We start from the raw sequence: 26196 nt of genomic DNA, 5'->3' as shown, positions 1-26196 counted from the left end.
CCTACCAGGTCGTCACATGATCAGAGCGCCGTGCGCGGGTGGCCGGTCAGTACCCGCCCCAGCCGGCCAGCAGCTCGGCCTGCTCCTGCGCCGAGATCAGCTCGACCCGGCCGACCGGCGTGCCCGGCGCGCTCACCAGCGTGGTCAGGACCCGGTGGACCTGGTCGACCAGGCGCCGCACCTCCGCCTGCTCGTAGACGTCCGGGCGGTAGCCGATCCGCAGTTCGAGGCCCGGGCCGTGCAGGGCCGGCACGGCCTGCATCCGCAGCGGGTAGTGCGTCGCGTCGACGCTGTCGGCCGCACCCAGGCGCAGGCCCTCCAGCCTGGCGGCCAGCGCGGCGACGTCCAGCGGGGCGTTCTGGTGGATCGTCGTGGTGTCGAACAGCACCTTGCCGCCCGCCAGTTGCTGGATCTCGCTGAGGCCCAGCTGATGGTGCGCCAGCAGCGCGGCCTGCTCGTCCTGGAGTCGGACGAGCAACGCGGCCAACTGCTCGTCGTCGTCGAGCCGGACCCGGACGGGCAGGGTGTTGAGGAACATCCCGATCATCCGCTCGACCCCGGGGATCTCGGCCGGGCGGCCGGAGACGGTGGCGCCGAAGACGACGTCGCGCTCCCCGGTCAGCCGGGCCAGCACCAGGGCCCAGGCGCCCTGCACCACGGTGTTGAGGGTGATGCCGTGGGTCCGGACGGCGGCCCGCAGCTCGGCCGTGAACTCCGCCGCCAGCTCGACGCCGACCGACTCCTGCCGCACCGGCTCGCGGTGCGCGGCCTCGGGTGCGACCAGCGTCGGGCGCACCCCGCCGGAGAGCGACTCGGCCCAGGCAGCCCGCGCCGCGGCGTGGTCCTGGCCGGCCACCCAGGCGAGGTAGTCGCGCAGCGGCGTCGGCTCGGGCAGGCCGCTGACGTCGCCGCCTCGGCCGTACACCGTGAACAGTTCGTCCAGCAGGACCGGCACCGACCAGCCGTCCCAGAGGATGTGGTGACCGGTCAGGATCACCCGGTGCACCCCCTCGCCCAGTTCGGCGACCCGCAGCCGCAGTAGCGGCGGGCACTCGAAGTCGAACGGGCGCAGCCGGTCGGCCAGCGCCAGCCGCTCGGCCTCGGCGGCCGCGCCGGCGCCGAACCCCGTCAGATCGTCCTGGTACCAGGGCAGTTCGACCTCGCGGTGGACCAGCTGGAGCGGGCGGCTGAGGCCCGCCTGGTGGAAGCCGGCCCGCAGGCCCGGGTGGCGGGCGAGCAGCCGTTCGGCGCTGGTCCGCAGCCGGGGCAGGTCGAGGGCGCCGTGCAGGTCGAAGTAGACCTGGGTGGTGTAGACGTCCACCTCCCCGTCGGCCAGCAGGGCGTGGAAGAGGAAGCCCTCCTGGAGCGAGGAGAGCGGCAGGGCGTCCGCCAACTCCGGTCGGGCGACCAGGAGTTCCCTGGCCTCCTGGGCGGACTCGGGGTCGGCGAAGACGGACCCGGCGGTGACGGCCGCCGCTTCCAGCGGGCGGGCCACCTCGGCCAGGGCCTGCGCCGTGCGGTGCTGGAAGACCTCGCGGACGGTGATCACCAGCCCGGCGGTCCGGGCCCGGGCGACGAACTGGATCGCCAGGATGCTGTCGCCGCCGAGATCGAAGAACGACTCGTCGGCACCGACCGCTTCGAGGCCGAGCACCTCGGCGAGGCTCGCGCAGAGCGCGGCCTGGGTCGCCGTGGCCGGGGCGGTGCGCGGACCCGAGCGGGTGCTGTCGGGGACCGGCAGCGCCTTGCGGTCGACCTTGCCGTTGGCGGTCAGCGGCAGCGCCTCCAGGGCCACCACGCTGGCGGGGATCAGGTAGTCGGGCAGCGCCGCACCGACGAAGGCCCGCAGCGCGGCCGGGTCGACCTGCTCGCCGGGGCGTGGCACGGCGTAGCCGACCAGTCGGCGGTCGCCCGGCCGGTCCTCCCGGACCATGACGAACGCCTGTGCCAGCGTGGGGTGCTGGGCGAGCACGGCCTCGATCTCGCCCGGCTCGATCCGGAAGCCCCGCACCTTGACCTGGTGGTCGGCCCGGCCCAGGTACTCCAGGCTGCCGTCGGCCTGGCGGCGGACCAGGTCGCCCGAGCGGTACATCCGGCTGCCGGGGGCGCCGAAGGGGTTGGCGACGAAGCGCTCGGCCGACAGGTCGGGGCGGTTGAGGTAGCCCCGGGCCAGGCCCGCGCCCGCGATCCAGAGCTCGCCGACCACGCCGACCGGGACCGGCTGGAGACTCGAATCCAGCACGTACAGCTGGGTGTTGGCGACCGGTCGGCCGATCGGCGGCAGCACCCGGCCGTGCAGCGGCTCGCTCATGCTGGCGCAGACCGTCGACTCGGTGGGACCGTACGCGTTGACCATCCGCAGCCGGGCCGACCAGTACTCGACCAGATCCGGCGGGCAGGCCTCTCCGGCCACCACCAGGGTGCCGCCGACCGGCAGCGCGTCCGGCGGCAGCACGGCCAGCGCCGTCGGCGGGAGGGTGACGTGGGTGACCCCCTGCTCGGCGATCAGCTCGGCCAGCGCCGGGCCGGGCAGCAGCCGGTCGGCGTCGCCGAGCACCGCTCGGGCGCCGGTGAGCAGGGCCATGCCCAGCTCCCAGACGGCCGCGTCGAAACTCGGCGAGGCGAAGAGCAGCACCCGGCTGTCGGCGGTGACCGCCAGGCCGGTGCGCTGGCTCTCGACCATGCTGGCCAGGCCGGTGTGGCTGACCACCACGCCCTTGGGGCGGCCGGTCGAACCGGAGGTGTAGATCACATAGGCCGGGTGACCGGCCGTCAGCGGCGCGCTGCGGTCGGCGTCGGTGAGGTCACCGGCCGGGTACCCGCCGGTGTCGGTGCGCTCGACCAGCAGGCGCGGCACGGTGCTCCCGGCGAGCAGTCCGGCGGCGACCTGGTCCGTGGTGATCACCAGCGCCGGGTCGGCGTCGGCGAGCATGTAGGCGATCCGGTCGGCCGGGTAGCGCGGGTCCAGCGGCAGGAAGGCGGCACCGGCCTTGAGCACCGCCAGTTGGGCGACGATCAGCTCGATCGAGCGCTCCAGGGCGATCGCCACGAACCGCTCCGGGCCCGCGCCCCGCTCGACCAGCAGCCGGGCGAGCCGGTTGGCGCGCTCGTTCAGCTCGGCGTAGCCCAACTTCTCGGCGTCGAAGGCCAGCGCGACGGCCGTGGGCGCCTTCGCGACCTGGGCCTGGAAGAGCGCGGGCAGGGTGTCGGCGGCGACCGGGACGGCGCTGTCGTTCCAGCCGGTGAGCAACCGGTGCCGCTCCTCGGGCGCGAGGGCGTCGAGCCGGCCCAGCGGCAGCGCCGGGTCCGCCGCCAGTGCGGTCAGCACCCGCAGCAGCCGCTCCGCGATCTCCTCGGCCTCGGCGGCGGTGACCAGGTCGCTCTGGTAGTCCATCCGGAAGGCCAGGGTGCCGCCCTCCGGCACGGCCATCAGGCCGAGCGTGTAGTGCACCGCGTCATGGACCCGCACGTCGGCCAGCCGCACTCCGCCGACCGGCGCGTGCAGGGCGCTCGCGTCCAGCGGGTAGTTCTCGAACACCATCGCGGTGTCGAAGAGTTCACCGACACCGGCGAGTTCCTGGAGCTCGGCCAGGCCCAGGTGCTGGTGCTCCAGCAACCCGGACTGCTCGGCCTGCAGGCGGCCCAGCAGCTCGGCCGACGACTCGGCCGGGTCCAGCCGCAGGCGCAGCGGCAGGGTGTTGATGAACAGGCCCACCATCGTCTCCGAGCCGCGCACTTCGGGCGAGCGGCCGGAGACGGTGACGCCGAAGGTGACGTCGGTGGTGCCGGTGATCCGGCCCAGGGTGATCGCCCAGGCGGCCTGGAGCACGGTGTTGAGCGTCAGCCCGTGGGCGCGGGCCCGCTCGGCCAGCGCCGCGCCGAGCCGCTCGGGGGCGCGGAACTCCAGCCGCCGCGGCACCGTCGGCACCCGGCCGGCCGGCACGGCGCGGACCCTGGTCGGCTCCTCCAGCCCGGCCAGCGCGGCCTGCCAGGCGGCCCGGGCGGCCATCCGGTCCTGGCCCGCCAGGTGCCGCAGGTGCTCGCGGTAGGGCCGCACCCGGGGCAGCGCGGTGGCCTCGCCGCCCGCCGCGTAGAGCGTCAGCAGCTCCTGGATCAGCACCGGCATCGACCAGCCGTCCAGCAGCAGGTGGTGGTTGGTGAGCACCAGGCGGTGCTGCTCCGGGGCCAGCCGCAGCAGGGCGAAGCGCAGCAGCGGCGGGCGGTCGAGATCGAAGCGGCGGCCCCGCTCCTCGGCGGCCAGCCGGTCCGCCTGCGCCGGATCTCCGGTCAGATCGGCTTCCCGCCAGGGCAGTTCGACGGTCGAGGGGATCACCTGAACCGGGCGCCGCAGGCCGCCGCGGAAGCCGGCCCGCAGGTTGGCGTGACGGCCCAGCAGGGCCTCGGCGGCCGCCCGCAGGGCGACGGCGTCCAGCGGGCCGACCAGGTCCAGCTCCAGCTGGGCCAGGTAGACGTCGGCCTCCTGGGTGTCGTACAGCGCGTGGAAGAACAGGCCCTCCTGGAGCGGGGAGAGCGGCAGCACGTCGGCCAGCCGCGGGACCTCGGCCTCGATCAGCTCGATCTCCGCCTGCTGGAGGCCGGCCAGCGCCAGGTCGGACGGCGTACGGCCACCGGCGCCCGGCCGGCCCGCGTGCCCGGCCAGCGCGCGCAGCGCCTCGAACCACGCCTCGGCCAGCGCGCGCACGCTCTCGGCGGAGCGCAGCCGCGGTGCCCAGCTCCACTCGGCCACCAGCTCCGGGCCGTGCGGGCCGTCCTGGGTCAGGGCGTTGAGCTCGATGCCGTGGGCGAGCGGCATCCGCTCGTCGGCGCCGGGCACCCGGCCCGCCAGCTCGGGGATGACCGCCCAGTCGGCCTCGGTGGCGGCGAACCGGCCCAGGTAGTTGAAGCCGATCCGCGGGCGCGGGAGTTCGGCCAGCAGCGGGCCGGTGCGCGGGTTGAGGTGGCGCAGCAGGCCGTAGCCGATGCCCTTGTCCGGGACGGCGCGCAGCTGCTCCTTGATCCGCTTGAGCAGCGTCCCGGCGGCCGGGCCGCCCGAGCGCGCCTCGGCGAGGTCGAGCGGGCCCGCGTCCAGGCGGACCGGGTAGCGGCTGGTGAACCAGCCCGCCGTCCGGGACAGGTCGCCACCGCCGAGCGCGTCGCTCTCCCGCCCGTGGCCCTCGAGTTCGACCAGCGCCCGGCCCTCGCAGGCCAGTGCGAAGGCGGCCAGCAGGACGTCGTTGACCTCCGCGTGGTAGGCGGCGGGCAGCGTGCTGAGCAGTTGCTCGGTGACCTCGGCGGGCAGCCGCAGGGTGAGCCGCTCGGCACTGCCGTGGGTGTCCCGCGCGGGGTTGATCCACTCGCTCTCGGCTCCGGCCAGGGTCTGCTGCCACCAGCCGAGTTCGGCCTCCCGCTCGGGCCGCTGGGCCTCGCCGGCCAGCCGCTGCGCCCAGCCGCGCAGCGAGGTGCCGACCGGGGCCAGGGCCGGGACGCGGCCCTGGCTGACGGCCTGCCAGGCCTCGGCCAGGTCGGGCGCGAGCACCCGCCAGGAGACCCCGTCGACCACCAGGTGGTGCATCATCAGCAGCAGTTGGCCGGACTCCACCGGGCCCCGGTCGAACCAGACGGCCTGCACCATGACACCCTCGCGCGGCGCGAGCCGGCCACGGGCGGCGAGCGCCTCCCGGGTGCGCAGCGCGGCCAGCGCCCGCGGGTCGAGGCCGGTGGCGTCGACGCGGCGCACGCAGCTGGCGGCGGGGACGGTGCCCGGCGCGGTGGTCTCCAGCTCCCAGTCGTCGGTCATCCGCAGCCGCAGCGCGTCGTGGTGGTCGAGCACGGCCTGCAGGGCGACGGTGAGTTCGGGCCCGGTGAGAGCCGGCACGCGCAGCGTCATCGACTGGTTGTAGGCGTCGAACTGGTCGATGGCACCGGGGTGTTCGGCCAGCCAGTGGGTGATCGGGGTGAGCGGCACCGGGCCGGTGCCGGTGCCGGGGGCTTCGGTGGCGGCCTGCGGGAGGTCGAGGGCGGCGTCGGCCAGCCCGGCGGCACTGCGGCGGGTGAAGACGTCGCGGGCGGTGATGGTCAGCCCGGCGCGGCGGGCGCGGGCGACCAGCTGGATCGACATGATGCTGTCGCCGCCGAGGTCGAAGAAGGAGTCGTCCGGGCCGACCTGCGGCACCCCGAGCACCTCGGCGAGCAGGCCGCAGAACAGCTCCTCGCGCGGCGTGCGCGGCGCTCTGGCAGCGGCGGCGGAGGGCAGCTCGGGAGCGGGCAGCGCGGCGCGGTCGACCTTGCCGTTGGCGGTGAGCGGCAGGGCCGGCAGGGTCAGCACGGTGGCGGGCACCATGTACTCGGGCAGCAGCGTCGCCGCGAAGGCGAGCAGCCCGGCACTGTCGAAGGGGTCGGCGCAGGAGTCGGCGCAGGAGTCGTCAGCGGAGCCGGCCGGAACCACGTAGCCGACCAGGCGCCTGTCCCCCGGCCGGTCCTCGCGGACCAGCACGACGGCCTGGGCCACCGCGTCGTGGCGGCCCAGGGCGGCCTCGATCTCGCCGATCTCCACCCGGTAGCCGCGGATCTTGACCTGGTCGTCGCCACGGCCCAGGTAGTCGACGTTGCCGTCGGGCAGCACCCGGGCGGTGTCGCCGGTCCGGTAGAGCCGGCCGCCGGGCGCGCCGAAGGGGTCCGGCACGAAGCGCTCGGCCGTCATCGCGGGCTGCCCGAGGTAGCCCCGGGCCAGGCCCGCGCCGCCGATCCAGAGTTCGCCGACGGTGCCGACCGGCACCGGCTGGAGAGCCGCGTCGAGCACGTACATGCTGGTCGCGGGGATCGGACGGCCGATCGGCACCACGTCGGTGGGCTGCGGGCCCTGGACGTCGAAGACGCAGTTGCCGACCGTGATCTCGGTCGGCCCGTACTCGTTGACCACCCGGCCGCCGCCCAGCCACTCGCACCAGCGCTCGGCGACCCGGCCGAGCAGCGCCTCGCCGCCCACCACCAGGACGGGGGTGAGGCCCTCGGTCCGGTCCGGGGTGAGCTGGTGGGAGAGCATCTCCAGGTGGCCCGGGGTCAGCTTGAGGAAGTCGAACGGCCCCGACTCGACCAGCCAGGAGCCGAGTTCGGCCAGATCGCGGCCCTGCGGGAAGAGCTGCACGGGGGCGCCGGTCATCAGCGGGACCCAGAGCGTGGGCACCACCAGGTCGAAGGCGACCGAGGAGAAGAGCGCGCCGCCGCCGCCCTGGCCGGTGTAGTCCTGGACGGCCCAGCCCAGGTAGTTGGCCAGGCCGCGGTGCCCGATCTGCACGCCCTTGGGCTTGCCGGTCGAGCCGGAGGTGTAGATGACGTAGGCGAGCCGGTCCGGGTCACGGGTGACGGCCGGGCACTCGACCGGGCTGCCGGCCTCCGCACCTAGGGCCACCACCGGCCCGTCGAAGGCGATCTGACGATCCGTCACCAGGGCGACCGCGCCGGCGTCGCGGAGCACGCCCTCGATCCGGGCGCTCGGCCAGGACGGGTCCATCGGCAGGTAGGCCGCCCCCGCCTTCCAGACCCCGAGCAGGGTGCTGAGCAGCGCCGGCGTGCGGTCGAGCAGCACGCCGACCACGTCGTCCGGGCCCGCGCCCAGGGTCCGCAGGTGGTGGGCGAGGCGGTTGGCGCGCTCGTCCAGCTCGCGGTAGCCGACCGTGACGCCGCCGCAGATCACGGCGGACGCGTTCGGGGTGCGGGCGGCCTGGGCTTCGACGGCCGCCAGCGCGTCCAGCCGGTAAGGGGCCTGCCGGGCAGCCGAGTTCCACTCGGTCAGCAGCCGGTGGCGCTCCTCGGCGGTGAGCAGGTCGATCTGGCCCAGCGGCGTCCCGGGGTGGTCCAGCACCGCCTGCAGGAAGCGCAGGAAGCGGTCCTGGTGCTCGGCGACCTCGGCCTCGCGGTAGAGCTCGGGGCTGGCGTCGAAGTCGATGGTCAGGCCCTGGCCGTCGGCGCGGTCGTAGACGGCGATGCACAGGTCGTCGACCGGGCCGTTGGAGAGGTTGTGACCGAAGGCGGTGTGCGCACCGAAGCGCAGCTCGGTGTCGAAGGACATGATGTTGATGGTCGGGCCGACCAGGCCGTCGTCCGAGCCGGTCAGGCCGAGCGCGCGGCAGACGTCCTCGTAGCGCGGCATCTGGTGCTTGAGGCCGCCGCGCACCTCGCCGACGGTCTGCCGGACCAGCTCCGCCACGCTCTGCTCGGGGCGCACGTCCAGCAGCAGCGGCACCCAGTTCGAGGCCATGCACGGCGTGCGGCGGGCCGCCGGGGTGGTGCGGCCGGTCACCGGCAGGCCGAGGATCTGCCGCTGCTGCCCCGTCATCCGCTGCAGATAGGCGCCGGTCAGCGCGATCAGCAGGACCGACCACGGCGCCCGGGCCGCGCGCGCGGTCTCCCGCAGCCGGTCGGTGTGCTGCTGGGAGAGGGTGACGGTGCGGCGGAAGAAGCCGATCGCCGGGCGGTCCTCGCCCGGTTCGGCGGTGCGGTCGACCAGCCGGCGCGGCTCGGGGCGGTCCGCGAGCTTCTCCACCCAGTACCGCAGGTCGTCCTCGGCGGCCGCCGAGGCGCGGTACGCCGCGTCCTCCTCCAGCACGGCGGGCAGCGCGCCGAAGGTGCCCTCGGCCGGCTCCTCGCCCCGGCACAGCGCGGTGTAGATCTCGGCCACCCGGGTGCCGACCAGCGAGCCGCCGTAGGCGTCCATCGTCACGTGGTGGACCCGCTGGTAGTAGAAGAACCGGTCCTCGGCGAGCTTCAGCAGCGCGAAGCTGTGCACCCGGCCCACGGCCAGCTCGACCGGCGCGGTCAGGTCCCGGTCCATCCAGGCCTTGGCGGCGGCGTGCGGGTCCGGCTCGGCCGTGAGGTCGATCAGCGGCAGGTGGCGGTCACCGGCGTCCGGGTCGATGTACTGGACCAGCCCGTCCGGCTCCTCGCGCACCGCCGCGACGCGGTACGCCCAGGTCTCCTCGAGCAGCCTGCGCCAGGCCGCGTCCATCAGCTCCGGGTCGATGGGACCGTGGATGTCCTTGTACTCGGCGATGTTGTAGCGGCAGCCGGAGGTGTCCAGCTGGTGGGCGAACCAGATGCCCGTCTGGGCGGCCGACAGCGGCAGTCTCAGTTGGCGCTTCGCTTCAGACATTGCTCGTCACCCTCGCGGTCGTGTGGGCTGCGGTCCAGTTGCGGTTGATGTGCTCGACGCACTCGGGGCGGCTCGCCTCGTCGAGCGTCACCGACCAGCCGGCCGGGATCGCCGCGAAGGCGGGCCAGAGCGAGTGGTCGCCGGCGTCGTTGACCAGCACGCGGTAACGCCCGGCCGGATCGTTGAACGGGTCGTCTGTCATGGGGTGTCTCCTCCTTCGGGCGAGGGCCGGTCAGGGCCTGGGGCAGCCGAGCCGGTCGGTCAGCAGCGAAACGAGCTCCGCACCGGCGGACTCGAGGTAGAAGTGGCCTCCGGGCATCACCTGGAGGTCGAAGCCGCCGGCCGTGCACTCGGCCCAGCGGCGGCCGTCGGCCGGCCCGCAGGCCTGGTCGTCCTGGCCGACCAGGGCGGTGATCGGGCAGAGCAGCGGGGCGCCGGGCGTGTAGCGGTAGGTGTCCACCAGGTGGAAGTCGGCGCGCAGCACCGGCAGGGCCATCTCGCGCAGGTCCTCGTCCGCCAGCAACTGGGCGCCGAGGCCGCCCAGGCCGCGGACGTACGCCAGCACCCCGGCGTCGTCCAGCAGCGGGGCGAAGGGGTTCGGCACCATGGGTGCGCGGCGGGCGGAGGCGAAGAAGTGCCGCAGCGCGGGGCGGTAGCGGGCGGGCAGCTTGCGGGCGGTCTCGAAGGCGACGGTGGCGCCGAGGCTGTGCCCGAAGAACGCCACCGGGCGGTCCAGCAGCGGCTCGATCGCCGCCGCGATGCCGGCGGCCAGGGTGTCCAGGTCGGGCGCGAACGGCTCGCCGTACCGGTCCTGGCGGCCCGGGTACTGGACGGCCACCAGCTCGACGGAGGGCGGCAGTCGGTCCGCGAGCCCGCGGAACGCCGCGGCCGCGCCGCCCGCGTGCGGGAAGCAGACCAGCCGCACCCGGGCCTGCGGCCGGCGGGCAGGGGTACGGAACCAGCGGGCGGTCTGCGCCGCGGTCTGGGCGAACATCTCAGGCCTTTCCACCGAGTCGGCGAGCACCCGCCGGCGCCCGACGCCGGGCAGACAGCTGTCCGGCTCCGACCAATCTCCGGGAGGCGTCTATATTTCCGCCGGTCGTCGGCCATGCACCGGCCCTCGGCGAGCACGCCGAAGGCCCTGCCCGCACCGGGGGGAACGGTGCGGGCAGGGCCTGATCAGGGGCGGCTCAACGGGGCGTCAGGTCGCTCACCGCCAGTCCGCGAACCGGGCGTCCGGGGCGGCCTGCGGCTGCAGGGCCGCCGAGGCGGCCTTGACCACCTCCGCGCTGGACTCGCCGTTGGTCAGCACGACCAGGCCGCTGCCCCGGTGCACCGTGAACATCGACACCGCCTGGTAGCCGCCGGGCGAGCCGCCGTGGCCGAACTCGACGTCCGGGCCGCTGTTGTCGACGATGGTGCCCAGGCCGAAGAAGCTGGTGCTGTGCGGCGTCAGCAGCTGCTCGGCCAGCTCGCGCTCCAGCAGCCCGAGCGGGCGGCCCAGGTAGCAGCGGCGGATCTCCATCTCCAGCTTGGCCAGGTCGGCCGCCGTGCTCCACAGGCCCGCCGCGGCCTTCTCCGGGTGGATCAGCCAGCCGCCCTCGATGCCCCGGCCCCGCTCGTCGTGCCCGAGGGCGACGGGCAGCCCGGCGGTCTGCGGGAAGGACTGGTCGAAGCTGCTGTGCGCCATGCCCAGCGGCTTGAGGACCAGACGGTCCATCAGCTCCGCGAACCCCTCGCCGGTCACGTCGGTGAGCAGTTGCTCCAGCAGCGTGTAGTGCGCGTTGGACTGCCGGAAGGTGCCGGCCTGCTCCTGGCGCACCGGACCGGCGGCCGGCGTCACCTCGCCGCGCAGCAGCTCGACCGGCGTCGCCAGCCGCTGCCCGCGCCGCACACCGCGGCGCGGCGTCTGCGTCAGTCCTGCGGTGTGGCTGAGCAGTTGGCGGAGGGTGACGGCAACGGTGCCGGGCAGCCGCCACGAGGTCAGGTAGCTGTTGACATCGGCGTCCAGGTCGAGGACGCCCTGCTGGACCAGCCGCAGCACCCCGAGCGCCGTGACGTGCTTGCCCCAGGAGCCGACCTGGAACAGCGTGTCGGGGGTGATCGGCTCGCTGCCGCCGGCCGCCCGGGTGCCGAGCGTCTCCAGCGCGACCAGCTCGCCGTTCTCCACCACGGCGATGCTCGCGCCGGGCACCTCATGGGCCGCCAGCACCGCCAGCAGCGAGTCGAGCGAGACCCTGCCCTGAGCGGCCACCGCCGGAGCGGCCACCGGGCCGCCCGCGTCGAAGGCACGCGGGGCGGTGCCCGCCGCCAGGTCGACGGCGGCGGCCAACTGGCCCAGGGTGTCGTGCTGGTAGAGCATGAAGAGGGTCAGCGGCAGCTCGGCCTGGCGGGCGGCGGCGATCACCTGGATGACCAGGATGGAGTCACCGCCGAGCCGGAAGAAGCCGTCCTCGGTGCCGACCCGCTCCACCCCGAGCACCTGGGACCAGATCGCGGCGATCCGCTTCTCGGTCCCGGTGCGCGGCGCCACGAACGCGGGGCCGGCCTCGGTCCAGACCTCGGGGTCGGGCAGGATGTTGCGGTCCACCTTGCCGTTGGCGGTGAGCGGGATGGTGTCCAGCTCGACGAAGACCTGCGGGATCATCGTGTCGGGCAGCTGCTGGGCGAGCAGCTCGCGCAACTCCCGGGCGGGCGCGGGCTGCCCGCCGACCGGCACCAGGTAGCCGATCAGGCGCTGGTGGCCGTTCGGGTCCTCGCGGACGGCGGCGACCGCTTCGGCGATGTACGGCAGCCGGGTCAACGCGGCCTCGATCTCGCCGAGTTCGATCCGCACACCGCGGATCTTCACCTGGTGGTCGACCCGGCCGAGGAACTCCAGGCCGCCCTCGTCGTTCCAGGCGACGACATCGCCGGTGCGGTAGAGCCGGGTGCCGGCCGGACCGTACGGATCCGGCACGAAGCGCTCGGCGGTCAGCTCGGGGCGGCCGCCGTAGCCACGGGCCACGCCCACCCCGCCGACGTACAGCTCGCCCGCCACGCCGACCGGGACCGGCGCCATCGCGGCGTCCAGCACCCGCAGTTGGGTGTTGCGCACGGACCGGCCGATGGTCACCCGCGCCTCGCCGATCGGGTCGCCGGCGCTGATCAGCGCGTGGGTGACGTCGTCCGAGCACTCGGTCGGGCCGTAGGCGTTGACCATCGGCACCTGCGGAAAGCGGGCGAACCAGCGGTGGCAGAGGTCCGGCGGGAGTGCCTCACCGGTCACCACCATCCGCCGCAGGGCCGGGAGTTCGACCTCCAGGGCACCCGAGTCCCAGGCGTCCAGCGCGGCCCGCAGCAGCGAGGGCACCACCTCCAGGATGCTCACCCGCTCATCGGCGACGCGCGGGAACAGGGCCAGCGGGTTGATCGCGGTCTCGGCGTCCAGCACCCGCACCGAGCCGCCGACCACCAGGGTGCAGAGCATCTGCCACACCGAGATGTCGAAGGCCATCGAGGCGTTCTGCGCCACCGAGTCGGCGGCCGTGATGCCCAGGTCCTCGAGCTTCGCGAGCAGGTGGTTGGCCATGCCGCGCCGGTGCACGAGCACCCCCTTGGGGCGGCCGGTGGAGCCCGAGGTGTAGATCACGTAGGCCAGGTCGTCGGGCTCGGCCAGCGGGACCGGGTCGGTGGCGGGCCGGTGCGCCCACTCCTCGGCGCGGTCGAGCAGCACCGGCACGGCGGCCAGGCCCGGGGCGGCGGCCAGCAGCGGCGCCATCCGGTGGGTCTCGGTCAGCAGGACGGCGATCTCGGCGTCCTGGGCCATGTACCCGAGGCGCTCGGCCGGGTAGTCCGGGTCGAGCGGCAGGTAGGCACCGCCCGCCTTGAGCACGGCCAGCACCGCGATGACGGTGGCCGGCGAGCGGTCGGCGCAGATGCCGACCAGGGTGTCCGGACGCACGCCCAGGTCGCGCAGGTGGTGGGCGAGCCGGTTGGCCCGCTCGTTGACCTCGCCGTAGCTGAGCGACACCCCGTCGGCGGTGATCGCCGGGTGGTGCGGGGTCCGGGCGGCGTGCCGCTCGAACTCGGCCTCCGCCATCAGCCAGCTCTGCTCGCGCTCGGTGGCCGTCCAGTCGGCCAGCCGCTGCTCGTCCTCGGGGGCCAGGTAGGCGGCGCGGGCGTCGCCCTGCGGGTCGGCGGCCATCGCGGCCAGCACGGCCCGGTACATCCCGGCCAGCCGGGCGCCGTTGGCCGGGCTCAGCACCCGGGTGTCGGCGGTGAGGTTGAGCCCGGCGCCACCGGTGGCGACACTGAGCGCGAACTCGGTGCTGCCCTCCCCGATGGAGGCCGTCGCGTCGATCTGCTCGCTGTCGAAGCCGCGGAAGTCGTGGTAGTTGAAGATCACGTCGATCTGCCGGCGACCGCCGGCCGCCTCGCGCTGGATCGCCTGCAGCGGGTAGCGGCGGTGCGACCAGAGTTCCACCTCGCGGGCGAAGACCTGCTCGACCAGCTCGTGCCAGGTCCTGGCCGTGCGGTCGGCCGCGAACGGCAGGGTGTTGAGGTACATGCCCTGCACCCGGTCGGCGCCCGGCGCCTCGGGACGCGAGTCGCAGACCAGCCCGGCGTGGAAGTACTCCTCCTCGGTCAGCTGGCTCATCACCTTGAGGTGGGCGGCGAGCAGGACGCTCTTCACCGACACCTTCGCGCGGGCCGCGAAGGCGCGCAGCGGCTGCTCCAGATCACCGAGCGGCACCTGGCTGACATGCGGCCGGCCCGGGCCGTCCGCCCCCCAGCCCGCAGGCACCGTGACCGGGGTGTGCCGCTCGACGATCCCGCGCCAGTATCCACTGTCCTCCTCGGAGTCGAGCGACTCCAACTCCCCTGCGACGAAGTCGGCGAAGCGCACCGAAGGCGCCTCGTAGGCGGCCGGCTGCTCACCGGCGCGGTAGCTGCGGTACACCTCCACCAGCTCGGTGAGCAGCGCGAACTGGCTCCACCCCTGGGTCAGCGCGTGCGGCTGGGTGAAGGCCAGGCGCCAACCGCCGGGCTCCGCCAGATGCACGGCCACCCGCAGCAGCGGAGGCACGGCCGGGTCGAACAGGTCGGCCCGCTCGGCGGCGAAGAACTCCGCCATCGCGCCGGCCCGCGCCGCCTCGTCGAGCGGGCGCAGGTCGTGCACGGTGACCGGCACCGCCAGTTCGGCGTGCACCAGCTGGAGCGGCCTGGCGTACCCGGTCAGGTCGAAGGAGGTGCGCAGGGTCTCGTGCCGCCGGGTCAGCTCGCGGACAGCCGCGCGCAGCGCGCTCTCCTCGAAGGGCTGCTCGTCGCGGATCAGGTAGGAGACGCACTGGTGGTAGGAGGCCGTGCCGCCGGAGAGCATCTCGACCAGCATGCCGAGCTGCACCTGGGTGGCCGGGTAGGCGTCGACCACCCCCGCCGGGATCCGGGCCCGGTCGGCCTCGCCGAGCAGGGCGAACGGCGCGACGGCGGTGACCGGCTCGGCGGGGGCCGGGCGGCCGGTGATCAGCTCGCTCAGCCCGGCGACGGTGCGCCGCTCGAAGACGTCCCGCACGGCGAGGTCGAAGCCGGCCTGCCGCAGCGCGCCGACCAGGGTGACGGCGCGGATCGAGTCGCCGTCGAGCTCGAAGAAGCCGTCCTCGACGCCGACCCGCTCGACTCCGAGCACCTCGCGCCAGATCGCGGCGATCTGCGCCTCGACGGGGGTGCGCGGGGCGAGGTACGCCGACTCCGCGCGCTGCACGCTCCGGTCGGGAGCCGGCAGCGCGGCCTTGTCGAACTTGCCGTTCACGGTCAGCGGCATCGCCTCCAGCGTGACGAAGGCGGCCGGGACCATGTACTCGGGCAGCGAGCGGGCCAGCAGCGCGCGCAGTTCCTTGACCGGCGGGGCCTGCTCGCCGGCCGGGACCAGGTAGCCGACCAGGCGCTCGTCGTGGACCACCACGACGGCCTGGCGGATGCCGGGGTGCTCCAGCATGACGCCGGCGATCTCGCCCAGCTCGATCCGGTAGCCGCGGATCTTCACCTGGGTGTCGATCCGGCCGAGGAACTCCAGGCCGCCGTCCGGGCGGCGCCGGGCCAGGTCACCGCTCCGGTAGAGGCGCGAGCCGGCCGGGCCCCACGGGTCGGGCACGAAGCGCTCGGCGGTCAGCTCCGGCCGGTTCAGGTAGCCGCGCGCCACGCCCGGACCCGCGACGTGGATCTCGCCCGGCACCCCGATCGGCACCAAATGGCCCGTGCGGTCCAGCAGATGGATGCGAAGATCGCTGAGCGGATCGCCCACCCGATTGCCCGCGAGCGGGTCAAGGTCCGCCTCCTCGATGCGGTAGAAGGTCGAGTGCACGGTCGTCTCGGTGATCCCGTACATGTTGATCAGCTCGGGTGCGTCCAGGCCCATCAGGTCGACCCACGGCCGCAGTTCCGGCACCTCCAGCTTCTCCCCCGCGAAGACCACGGCCCGCAGGTTCAGCCGGGCCAGCCGCGGGTCGTGCGCCATCGCGGCGGAGACCATCGAGCGGAAGGCGGTCGGGGTCTGCGACAGGACGGTGACGCCCTCGGCGACCAGCAGGTCCAGGAAGTCCTCCGGCGAGCGGGTGACGGCCTGCGGCACCACGACCACCCGGCCGCCGAAGAGCAGGGCGCCCCACATCTCGAAGACCGAGACGTCGAAGGCGTAGGAGTGGAACATCGAGAAGACGTCCCGCTCACCGAAGGCGTAGTGCTGGTGGGCCGTGGTCATCAGGCGCACCACGTTGGTGTGGGTGAGCACGCAGCCCTTGGGCTTGCCGGTGGAGCCCGAGGTGTAGATCACGTAGATCACGTTGTCGGGGGTACCGACCGGCTCCGGGTTGCCCGCCGGGCGGGCGGCGATCAGCTCGGCGTCGCGGTCCAGCTCGACGACGGTACCCGCGAAGACGTCCGCCAGCACCGGCGCGGTGCTCGCCGAGACGATCGCCAGCTTCGCGCCGGAGTCCCGCAGCGCGTAGCCGAGGCGGTCGCTCGGGTTGGCCGGGTCCAGCGGGAGGTAGCCCGCACCGGACTTGAGGATGCCCAGCAGCGTCGGCAGCAGCAGCTCGCCGCGCTCCAGGCACATGCCGACCAGGTCCTCCGGGCCGACCCCGAGCGCCCGCAGGTGGTGCGCCAGGCGATTGGCCCGCTCGTTGACCTCCGCGTAGCTGAGCGAGAGGGCGCCCGCCGTGACGGCCACGGCCTCGGGGGTGCGGGCGACCTGCTGCTCGAAGAGCTGGTGGACGCAGGCCTCGACGGGGGTCGGCCGCTCGGCCGCGCCTCCGGTGAGCAGGGCGCGCTCGGCCGGCGGGAGCAGGATCGCGGTGGCGTCGCCGTCGGCGTCGGCGTCGGCGGCCATCGCCTCCAGCACGGCCCGGTACATCCCGGCCATCCGCTCCAGGTTGGCGGGGCTGAGGTGGCGCGGGTTGGCGGTCAGGATGATGTGGCCGGCCCGGGAGGCGACGGTGAGCGGGAACTCGGTCGGGCTGTCGTCGATCGCCTCGGTCTCCTGGTCGAGCAGGTCGCCGTCGATCTGGTGGAAGTCCTGGTAGTTGAAGTAGACGTCCATCAGCCGGATCCCGCCGCCGAACTCGCGCTGGATCGCGGGCAGCGGGTAGCGGCGGTGCGGCCACAGGCCGACCTCGTGGGCGAAGGTGGCGGCGACCAGCTCGCGCCAGGTGCGCGCGGTGCGGTCCATCGCGAACGGCAGCGTGTTGAGGTACATGCCCAGCACCCGGTCCGCGCCCAGCAGTTCGGGGCGGGCGTCGCAGACCAGGCCGGTGTGGAAGGACTGCTCCTCGGTCAGCTGGCTGAGCACCTTGAGGTGCGCGGCGATGACCACGCTCTTGAACGAGGCCTTCGCCTTGGTCGCCAGCGCGCGCAGCGCCGGTTCGAGGTCGCGCAGGTCGGTGCCGGCCTGCACGGTCCGGCGCACCGGGTCGGCCTCGCCCCAGCCGGTGGGGAGCATGAAGCGGGCGCGGTCCCGCACGACGCCCTGCCAGTAGGCGCGGTCCTCCTCGGCGGCCAGCGACTCCAGCTCTCCGGCGATGAAGTCGGCGAACCGGGCCTCGGGGGCCTCGGGGTTCTCCGGCGCGAGCCCGTCCCGGATCCGGCCGTAGCCGCGCAGGATCTCCATCAGCAGGGAGTGCTGGCTCCAGCCCTCCATGATCGGGTGGCACTCGGTGACCGAGATCCACCAGCCGCGGTCGGTGACGTGCGCGTGGAAGCGCATCAGCGAGGGCACGGCCAGGTCGAAGAGGTCGGCCCGCTCGCGGGCGGTGAAGGCGCGCAGCTCGGCCATCACCTGCTCGGACGTCAGGCCGCGCAGGTCGCTGCAGCCCGCCGAGACCTCGGCGGTGGCGTGCACCAGCTGCATCGGGCGGGAGTAGCCGCCCAGGTGGATCGAGGTGCGCAGCATCTCGTGCCGCTCGGTGACGAAGCGGACGGCCGCCTCGAACGCCGCGTGGTCGAAGGGCTGGTCGTCCTTGATCCGGCCGGTGCTGACGTTGTGGTAGTTGTTCTGGCCCTCGTCGCCCAGCATCTCGACGACCATGCCGAGCTGCACCTGGGAGAGCGGATAGGCGTCGGTGACGCCGGCCGGCAGCAGCGCCCGGTCCTCGTCACCGATCAGCGCGAACGGCTCGACGGTGCGGTGGGCGCGCGCCGAGGCCGGGCGGCCGGTGATCAGCTCGCTCAGCCGGGCGACGGTGCGGTGCTCGAAGACGTCGCGCACCGCGAGGTCGAAGCCGCTCTCGCGCAGCGCGCCCACCAGGGCGACGGCGCGGATCGAGTCGCCGCCGAGCTCGAAGAAGCCGTCCTCGACGCCGACCCGCTCGACCCCGAGCACCTCGCGCCAGACGGCGGCGACCTGCTCCTCGACGGGCGTGCGCGGCGCGACGTAGGCCGCACCGCTGCCCAGGGCGTCCTGGTCGGGCGCCGGCAGCGCGCGCTGGTCGAGCTTGCCGTTGACGGTGAGCGGGATCCGCTCCAGCGCGACGAAGGCGGCCGGGACCATGTAGCCGGGCAGCACGGCGGCGCAGTGCCCGGCCAGTTCGCCGTTGCCCGGCAGTGCCTCGCCGGCCGCGACGAGGTAGGCCACCAGGCGCTTGTCGCCGGGCGCGTCCTGGCGGGCGACCACGACCGCGTCCGCGACGCCCGGGTGCTCCTGGAGCACCTTGGCGATCTCGCCCAGCTCGATCCGGTAGCCGCGGATCTTCACCTGGGTGTCGATCCGGCCGAGGAACTCCAGGCTGCCGTCCGGGCGGCGCCGGGCCAGGTCACCGCTCCTGTAGAGGCGCGAGCCGGCCGGGCCCCACGGGTCGGGCACGAAGCGCTCGGCGGTCAGCTCCGGCCGGTTCAGGTAGCCGCGCGCCACGCCCGGACCCGCGACGTGGATCTCGCCGGGCACCCCGATCGGGGCCAACTGGCCGTACTCGTCCAGCAGGTAGACGCCGAGGTCGCCGAGCGGGTGGCCGATCGCGTTGCCCGCGCCGGCCGCCAGGTCCCGCTCGCCGACCCGGTGGTAGGTGGTGTGCACGGTGGTCTCGGTGATCCCGTACATGTTGATCAGCTCGGGCGCCGCCAGCCCGCGCCGCGCGACCCACTCGCGCAGCGCGGCGAAGTCCAGCGCCTCGCCGCCGAAGACGACGGTGCGCAGCGACAGTTCGGCGGGCTCGGCGCGGCGGCCGTCGACCCGGATCAGCTGGGCGAAGGCGGAGGGCGTCTGGTTGAGCACGGTGACGCCCTGCTCGACCAGCAGGTCCAGGAAGAGCTCCGGGTCACGCGCCGTCAGGCTCGGCACGATGACCACCCGGCCGCCGTGCAGCACGGCACCCCAGATCTCCCAGACCGAGAAGTCGAAGGCGTAGCTGTGGAACATGGTCCACACGTCCGCGGGGCCGAAGCCGAACTGCGGGCGGGTGGTGTCGAACAGGCGCAGCACGTTGGCGTGCGACAGCACGACGCCCTTGGGCTTGCCGGTCGAGCCGGAGGTGTAGATGACGTAGACGGTGCTGTCCGGGCCGGCCAGCGGCTCGGGGTTGCCGACCGGGTCGGCCCCGGCCGGCGCGGCCTGCCCGGTCAGCCGCTCGGCGTCGACCAGCTCGCCCGCGAAGACCTCGGCCAGCAGCGGGCGGGTCGCGGCGTGCACGACGGCCACCTTCGCGCCGGAGTCGGCCAGCACGTAGCCGAGGCGGTCGCTCGGGTTGGCCGGGTCCAGCGGGAGGTAGCCCGCACCGGACTTGAGCACGCCGAGCAGCGTCGGGACCAGCTCCGGGCCGCGCTCCAGGCAGACGCCGACCAGGTCCTCGGGGCCGACCCCGAGCGCCCGCAGGTGGTGCGCCAGGCGGTTGGCCCGCTCGTTGACCTCGGCGAAGGTGAGCTGCTGACCGTCGGCGACCACGGCGACGGCCTGCGGGGTGCGGTCGGCCCACTCCTCGAAGACCTGGTGCAGGGTGCGCTCGACCGGCGCGCTGGGCAGGTGCCCGTCCAGGGCGCCGGTCAGCACGGCCGTCTCCGCCTCGCCGAGGATCTCCAGGCGGGAGACCGGCGCGGCCGGATCGGCGGTGGCCTGCTCCAGCAGGGCGGCCAGGTGGGCCGTCAGCCGGGTCGCGGTGGCCGCCTCGAAGAGGGCGGTGGCGTACTGCAGCCGGCCGCCGAGAGTGCCGTCGGCCCGCTCCTCGACCTGGAGCAGCAGGTCGTACTTGGCGATCGTGTCCTGCCACTCGAAGGCCTCGACCCGCACGCCGGGCAGCGAGATCGCGTCGTGGCGCTCCTCGTGCCAGGTCAGCGCGACCTGGTGGAGCGGGGTGCGGGAGGGGTCGCGCTCGGGCTGGAGCTCGTCGACCAGCCGGGCGAAGGGCACCTCCTGGTGGTCGAAGGCGTCCAGCACCGCGCCGCGGGCCTGGTCGAGCAGCTCGCCGAAGCCCGGGTCACCGGCCCAGCGAGCGCGCAGCACCAGGGTGTTGATGCCGTAGCCGATGAGCTGCTGGAGCTCGGGGCGGGTGCGACCGGAGACGACCGTGCCGACGTTGACGTCCGGACGGCCGCTGTAGCGGGCGATCAGCACCTGGAAGGCGGTGAGCAGCACCGCGAACGGCGTGGTGCCGTGCGCGGCGGCCAGGTCGCGTACCCGCTGCCCGAGTTCGGCCGGGAAGGCGAGCGGGACCTCGGCGCCGGACGCGTCGCGCAGCTCCGGGCGGGGGCGGTCGGTCGGCAGCTCGGTGGGCAGGCTGGTGCCCAGCCGCTCCCGCCAGTAGCCGAGTTGGCGCTCCAGCGCGGGCCCGGCGAGCTGCTCGCGCTGCCAGGCGGCGTAGTCGGCGTACTGCAGGTCGAGCGGCGCGAGCGGCGCGGGGCCGCCCTGGAGCTCGGCGGTGTAGAGGGCGCCGAGTTCGCCGCCGAAGACCTTCACCGACCAGGCGTCGCAGGCGATGTGGTGGAAGACCACGGCCAGCACGTGGTGGTCGTCGGCCAACTTGACCAGGCGGGCCCGGACCGGCCACTGGGTGGCGAGGTCGAAGGGGGTGCGGGCCTCGCGCTCGACCAGCTCGGTCAGCTGCCGCTCGGCGTCCGCCGAGCCGGTCAGCTCGGTCACCGGCAGCTCGAGGGAGGCGGCCTCGTCGATCAGCTGGACCGGCTCGGTGCCCCGCAGGGCGTAGCGGGTGCGCAGGATCTCGTGCCTGGCGAGGACCCCGTTCCAGGCCCGCGCCAGGGCGGCCGGGTCCAGGGTGCCGCGCAGCCGGAGCACCAGCGGCACCAGGTACTCGGCGCTGTCCGGGTCGAGGCGGTTCAGGAACCACATCTGCTGCTGTCCGGCGGACAGGGCCAGCGGGCCGCTCCGGTCGGCGCGGCCGATCCCGGCGGGCGCCTTGCGGGCGCCCTTGCGGCCGGCCAGGCGGCTGCGCAGCAGCTCCGCGCGGCGGGCGGCCGTGCTCTCGTTCTCGGCGGTGCTCATGCGCTCTGCTCCTCCATCAGCTCGGAGTCGGTCATCTGGTCGATCTCTGCCGTGATCGCGGCCTCGACGGCCTGCGCCATCTCGGCGATGGTGGGGCCCTCGAAGATGGCCCGGACCGGCAGCGAGATCTCGTACTCGGCCTGGATCTGGGCGATCAAGCGGATCGCCATGATCGAGTTGCCGCCGGAGTCGAAGAAGTTGTCGTGCACGCCCAGGCTCACCCCGAGCAGGTCGAGCCAGATCTCGGCGATCTGCTCCTCGACCACGTTGCGCGGGGCGGTCCGCTCCTGCTGCCGCGCCTCCCGCGGCGCGGGCAGCGCCTTGCGGTCGACCTTGCCGTTGGCGTTCAGCGGCAGCGCCTCCAGCGCGGTGAAGCTGCTCGGCACCAGGTAGCCGGGGAGGTACTCGGCGCAGTGCGCCGCCAACTCCGCGGCCGTCACGGTGGCACCCGCCTCGGGGACCAGATAGGCGGCCAGCCGCGCGTCGGTCGCACCGCCCTCCCCCTCGCCGGCCAGGGCGACGACCACCGCCTCGGCGACCTTCCGGTGCCGGAGCAGGACCGCCTGCGCCTCCCCCGGCTCGATCCGGTAGCCCCGGATCTTCACCTGGTTGTCGATCCGGCCGAGGAACTCGACCGCGCCTTCGGGCAGCCAGCGGGCCAGGTCGCCGGTGCGGTAGAGCCGGGTGCCCGGGGCGCCGAACGGGTCGGGCAGGAAGCGCTCGGCCGTCAGCTCCGGCTGGTCGGCGTAGCCCCGGGCCACGCTGATGCCGCCGACGTACAGCTCGCCGACCGCGCCGACAGGCAGCGGGCGCAGGCCCTGGTCGAGGACGTACATGGTGAGGTTGGGCAGCGGGCGGCCGATCGGGACGACGCCCGTGGTGCCGCCGCGCGAGACGGGGTAGGTGCAGGTGCCCACCGAGGCCTCGGTCGGGCCGTACTCGTTGACCAGCCGGCCGTCCCCCAGCCACTGGGCCCACTGCTCGGCCTGCCGGCCGGGCAGGGCCTCGCCGGCCACGACCACCACACCGGCCAGCGCCGCGGCCTGCTCCTCGGTCACCTGGCGGGAGAGGATCTCCAGGTGGCCCGGGGTGAGCTTGAGGAAGCTGAACGGACCGGCCTCGACCAGCCGGGAGCCCAGCTCGGAGAGGTCCAGGTCCTGCGGCAGCATCGTCACCCGGCGGCCGCAGAGCAGCGGCGCCCACAGGTTCGGCACCACCAGGTCGAAGGCGACCGAGGAGAACACCGCGCCACCGCCGGTGCCCTGCGAGGCCAGCTCGGCAACCGCCCACTGCAGGTGGTTGGCCAGACCGCGGTGCGGCACGGCGACGCCCTTGGGTTTGCCGGTCGAGCCGGAGGTGTAGATCAGGTAGGCCAGCCGGTCCAGGTCGGCGGGCACGCCGGGCGCGGTGGCGGGCAGCAGCTCCAGCCGCTCGGCCAGGGCGTCGACCCGCACCACGGCACCCGGGTAGCGGCCCTCGAAGCGGCTGCCGTAGCCGGCCTGGGTGAGCACCACGGGCGCCTGGGCGTCGGTGGCCATGCCCGCCACCCGGCCGGCCGGCCAGCTCGGGTCCATCGGCACGTACGCGGCGCCGGCCTTCCAGACCGCGAGCAGCGCCACCAGCAGGTCCGCGCCCCGGTCGAGCAGCACACCCACCCTGGACTCCTCGCGGACCCCGAGCCCGCGCAGGTGGTGCGCCAGGCGGTTGGCCCGGGCGTCCAGTTCGGCGTAGCCGGTCAGCCGGCCGGGCTCGGCCACCGCGACGCGCTCCGGGGTCAGCGCGGCCTGCCGCTCGAACCGCTGGAGGGTGGTCAGTTCGACGGCCTCGCCCCGGCCGATGGCGAACTCCTCGAGCAGCGTGGCCCGTTCGGCGGCGGGCAGCAGGTCGATCCCGCCGAGCGCGGCCTGCGGGTCCGCGGCGACCGCGGTGAGCAGGCGGACGAACCGGTCGGCCAGGCCCTGGACCGTGGCCGCGTCGAAGAGCGCGCTGGCGTACTCCAGTTGGCCGGCCATCGTGCCGTCGCTGCTGCGCCGCAGGTAGAGGGTGAGGTCGGTGTGGGCCAGGCCCCAGAGCGCGGCCAGGGTGTCCTGGTCCTCGGCCCGCTCGGTGGCGCCGTTGAACTCCTCGTCGTGCAGGTCGAAGGCGACCTGGTAGAGCGGGGTGCGGGAGAGGTCGCGGACCGGCGCCAGTTCGTCGACCAGCCGCTCGAAGGGCAGCTCCTGGTGGCCGAAGGCGTCCTGGCAGACGGCCTTGACGCGCTCCAGCGCCTGGGTGAAGCCGAGTTCGCCGTCGAGGGCGCAGCGCAGCACCAGGCTGTTCAGGAAGAAGCCGACGACGTTCTCGATCTCGGCCCGGTCGCGGCCCGCGACGGGGGTGCCGATCGGCACGTCCCACTGGTTGCCCTGGCGGGCGAGCAGGGCGGCGAAGCCGGTGAGCAGGGTGGTGAAGGGGGTGGTGCCGTGCGCGCGGCCCAGGGCGGTGAGCCTGCTGACGGTCTGCTCGGGCACGGTGAAGAAGACCACCGAGCCCCGGCCGTCGCGAACCGCGGCGCGCGGCCGGTCGGTCGGCAGGGCCAGCGGGGTGAGGTCCGCCAGCGCGCCGCGCCAGTGGGCGAGTTCGGCTTCCAGCAGCCCTTCGGTGAAGTGCTCGCGCTGCCAGACCGCGTAGTCGGCGTACTGGATCTCCAGCGCGGGCAGCTCCGGCTCGCGCTCCTCGATGGCGGCGGCGAGCAGCTCCTTGAGTTCGCGCTCCATGATCGCGGAGGACCAGCCGTCGGTGACGATGTGATGCATCGTCAGGGTGAGCACCTGCTCCTCGCCGGGCAGCCGGGCGAGCAGGGCGCGCAGCAGCGGCCCGTTCTCCAGGTCGAAGCCCTGGGCGAACTCCGCCTTCAGCAGCTCGGTCAACTCCGCTCGGTCCACGTCCAGTTCGCGCAGCTCGACGGCGCCGGCCGGCTGGACGAACTGCAGCGACTCGCCGTCGACCACGGCGTACCGGGTGCGCAGTGCCTCGTGCCGGGCGACCAGCGCGTCCACCGCCCGGCGGACGTGCGCGGCCCGGGTGTCGGCGGGCACCCGCAGGAACATCCCGGCGACCCACTCGGCGCTCCGCGGGTTCATCCGGTCCATGAACCAGAGGCGGTGCTGGCCGAAGGAGAGCGGCAGGCCGCCGGTCCGGTCGACCCTGGCGATGGCCGTGCTCCCGGTCGTGGCGGTCTCGGTGGCGGCCTCGGCCTCGGCCCCGGCGGGCTCGATCAGCCGGGCCTGCGCCTCGACGGTGCTGGCGGCCAGCAGGGCGCGCAGCTTCACCTCGCGCCCGAAGACGCGGCCGAGCCGGTTGGCCAGCCGGGTCAGCTGCAGCGAGGTGCCGCCGAGGTGGAAGAAGTCGTTCTCCAGGCCGACCCGCTCGACCTTCAGCAGCTCCTGCCAGACCTCGGCGATCCGCCGCTCGGTCTCGGTGCGCGGTGCCCGATGGGCGGCGCGGCCACCGTCGGCGTCCAGGCCGGGGACCGGCAGCGCCTTGCGGTCGACCTTGCCGCTGGAGGTCAGCGGGAACTCCTCGACCTCGATGAAGGTCGCGGGGATGTGGGTCTCCGGCAGCCGCTCGCGCAGGAACCCGCGCAGCTCGCCGAGGATGTCGCCGCCCCGGGTCTGCACGTACGCGACCAGGCGCAGGCCGCCGTCGGGCGCGGTGAAGGTGGTGACGATGGCGCCGCCGACGCCCGGGTGGGCGACCAGCGCGCACTCGACCTCGCCGGGCTCGATCCGCACGCCGTTGACCTTGGCCTGGTCGTCGGCGCGGCCCAGGTACTCCAGGACACCGTCCTTGCGCCAGCGGACCCGGTCACCCGTGCGGTAGAGCCGGGAGCCGTCCTTGGCGAAGGCGTCCGGCACGAAGCGGTCGGCGGTCAGGTCGGGGCGGCCCAGGTACCCCCGGGCGACGCCGACACCGCCGGCGCACAGCTCGCCCGCGACACCGATCGGCACCGGCAGGCCGTTGCCGTCGGCCACCAGCACCCGCAGGTTCTCCAGCGGACGGCCGATCGGCACCGGGCCGGTGGACTGGGCGCGGTCGAAGCGGTGCGCGGTGATGTCGATCGAGCACTCGGTCGGGCCGTAGGTGTTCCAGACCTCGACGTCCACCAGGCCCAGCAGCCGCTGCACCAGCTCGGCGTGCAGCGCCTCACCGGCGGAGAAGAGCAGCCGCAGCGAGCCGCAGGCCGGCCACCCCGGCTCCTCGACCAGCAGCCGCAGCACCGAGGGCACCACCTGGAGCACGGTGACCCCGTGCTCGGCCACCGCGTCGAGCAGCACGCCCGGGTCCCGCTCGGCCCCGGCGGGCGCCAGCACGACCGCGCCGCCGGTGATCAGCGGGGCGAAGACCTCCCAGCAGTGCGCGTCGAAGGTCAGCGCGGTCTTCTGCAGCACGCGGTCGTCCGCGCCGAGGCCGGGCCCGCGCAGCAGCCAGCCGATCCGGTTGCCGATGCCGGCCTGGCTGACCACGACGCCCTTCGGCGTGCCGGTCGAGCCGGAGGTGTAGATGACGTAGGCGGCGTCCGCCGGGTGCGGCGCCAACTCCGGTGCTTCGACGGGCAGTCCGGCGACCCGCTCGGCCAGCTCGCCGGCCGCCACCGCCCGGACGCCCGCCTTGGCGAACACCCCGGCCACCGCGTCCTCGGTCAGCACCAGCGCGGCACCGGTGTCCTTGACGATCCAGTCGAGCCGGGCGAACGGCTGGTCGGGGTCGAGCGGCAGGTAGGCGCCGCCCGCCCGCCACACCGCGAGCAGCGCGACCACCAGGTCGGCGCTGCGGCGCAGGCAGATCCCGACCACCCGGTCCTGGCCGACACCCTCGCCCCGCAGGAAGTGGGCGAGCCGGTTGGCCCGCGCGTCGAGCTGGGCGTAGCTGAGCTCGACCTGCCCGTCGACAACGGCGACCCGGTCCGGCGTCAGCGCCGCCTGGCGGGCGACGAGCTCATGGACGGGGGTGAACTCGCCGGTTGAGCCGTTCGACCACGACTCGGAAATCATAGGTACTCCTCATACGGTCGGCAGCTGCCGATGGGCGGGGGTCGAGGTGGTCCGGGTGG

At 74.4% G+C, this 26196-nt stretch carries 5 protein-coding genes; all 5 read right to left on the bottom strand.

Going from position 1 to position 26196, the window contains the following annotated elements; translation table 11 throughout:
* Nucleotides 1-46 precede the first annotated feature (46 nt).
* Nucleotides 47-9148, bottom strand: coding sequence for a non-ribosomal peptide synthetase (locus OG403_RS22305; RefSeq protein WP_329567093.1), 9102 nt, complete (start codon nt 9146-9148; stop codon nt 47-49).
* Nucleotides 9141-9350, bottom strand: coding sequence for an MbtH family protein (locus OG403_RS22300; protein ID WP_329567091.1), 210 nt, complete (start codon nt 9348-9350; stop codon nt 9141-9143). Before OG403_RS22300 ends, OG403_RS22305 begins: the two co-directional genes overlap by 8 nt.
* Before the next feature lie 30 nt (nt 9351-9380).
* Complete coding sequence (locus tag OG403_RS22295) at nt 9381-10142, bottom strand: thioesterase II family protein (RefSeq protein WP_329567089.1); 762 nt, start codon at nt 10140-10142, stop codon at nt 9381-9383.
* 216 nt (nt 10143-10358) lie between these two features.
* On the bottom strand, nt 10359-21107 hold the full coding sequence (locus OG403_RS22290) for a non-ribosomal peptide synthetase (RefSeq protein WP_329567087.1): 10749 nt from the start codon (nt 21105-21107) through the stop codon (nt 10359-10361).
* Complete coding sequence (locus tag OG403_RS22285) at nt 21104-26137, bottom strand: non-ribosomal peptide synthetase (RefSeq protein ID WP_329567085.1); 5034 nt, start codon at nt 26135-26137, stop codon at nt 21104-21106. The genes OG403_RS22290 and OG403_RS22285 overlap by 4 nt, the downstream gene beginning before the upstream one ends.
* Nucleotides 26138-26196: the final 59 nt, after the last annotated feature.

Source organism: Kitasatospora sp. NBC_01266 (assembly GCF_036242395.1).
Classification (GTDB): domain Bacteria; phylum Actinomycetota; class Actinomycetes; order Streptomycetales; family Streptomycetaceae; genus Kitasatospora.
Note: the sequence above shows the minus strand (reverse complement) of the source record. Positions and strands in the feature narration are given on the sequence as shown.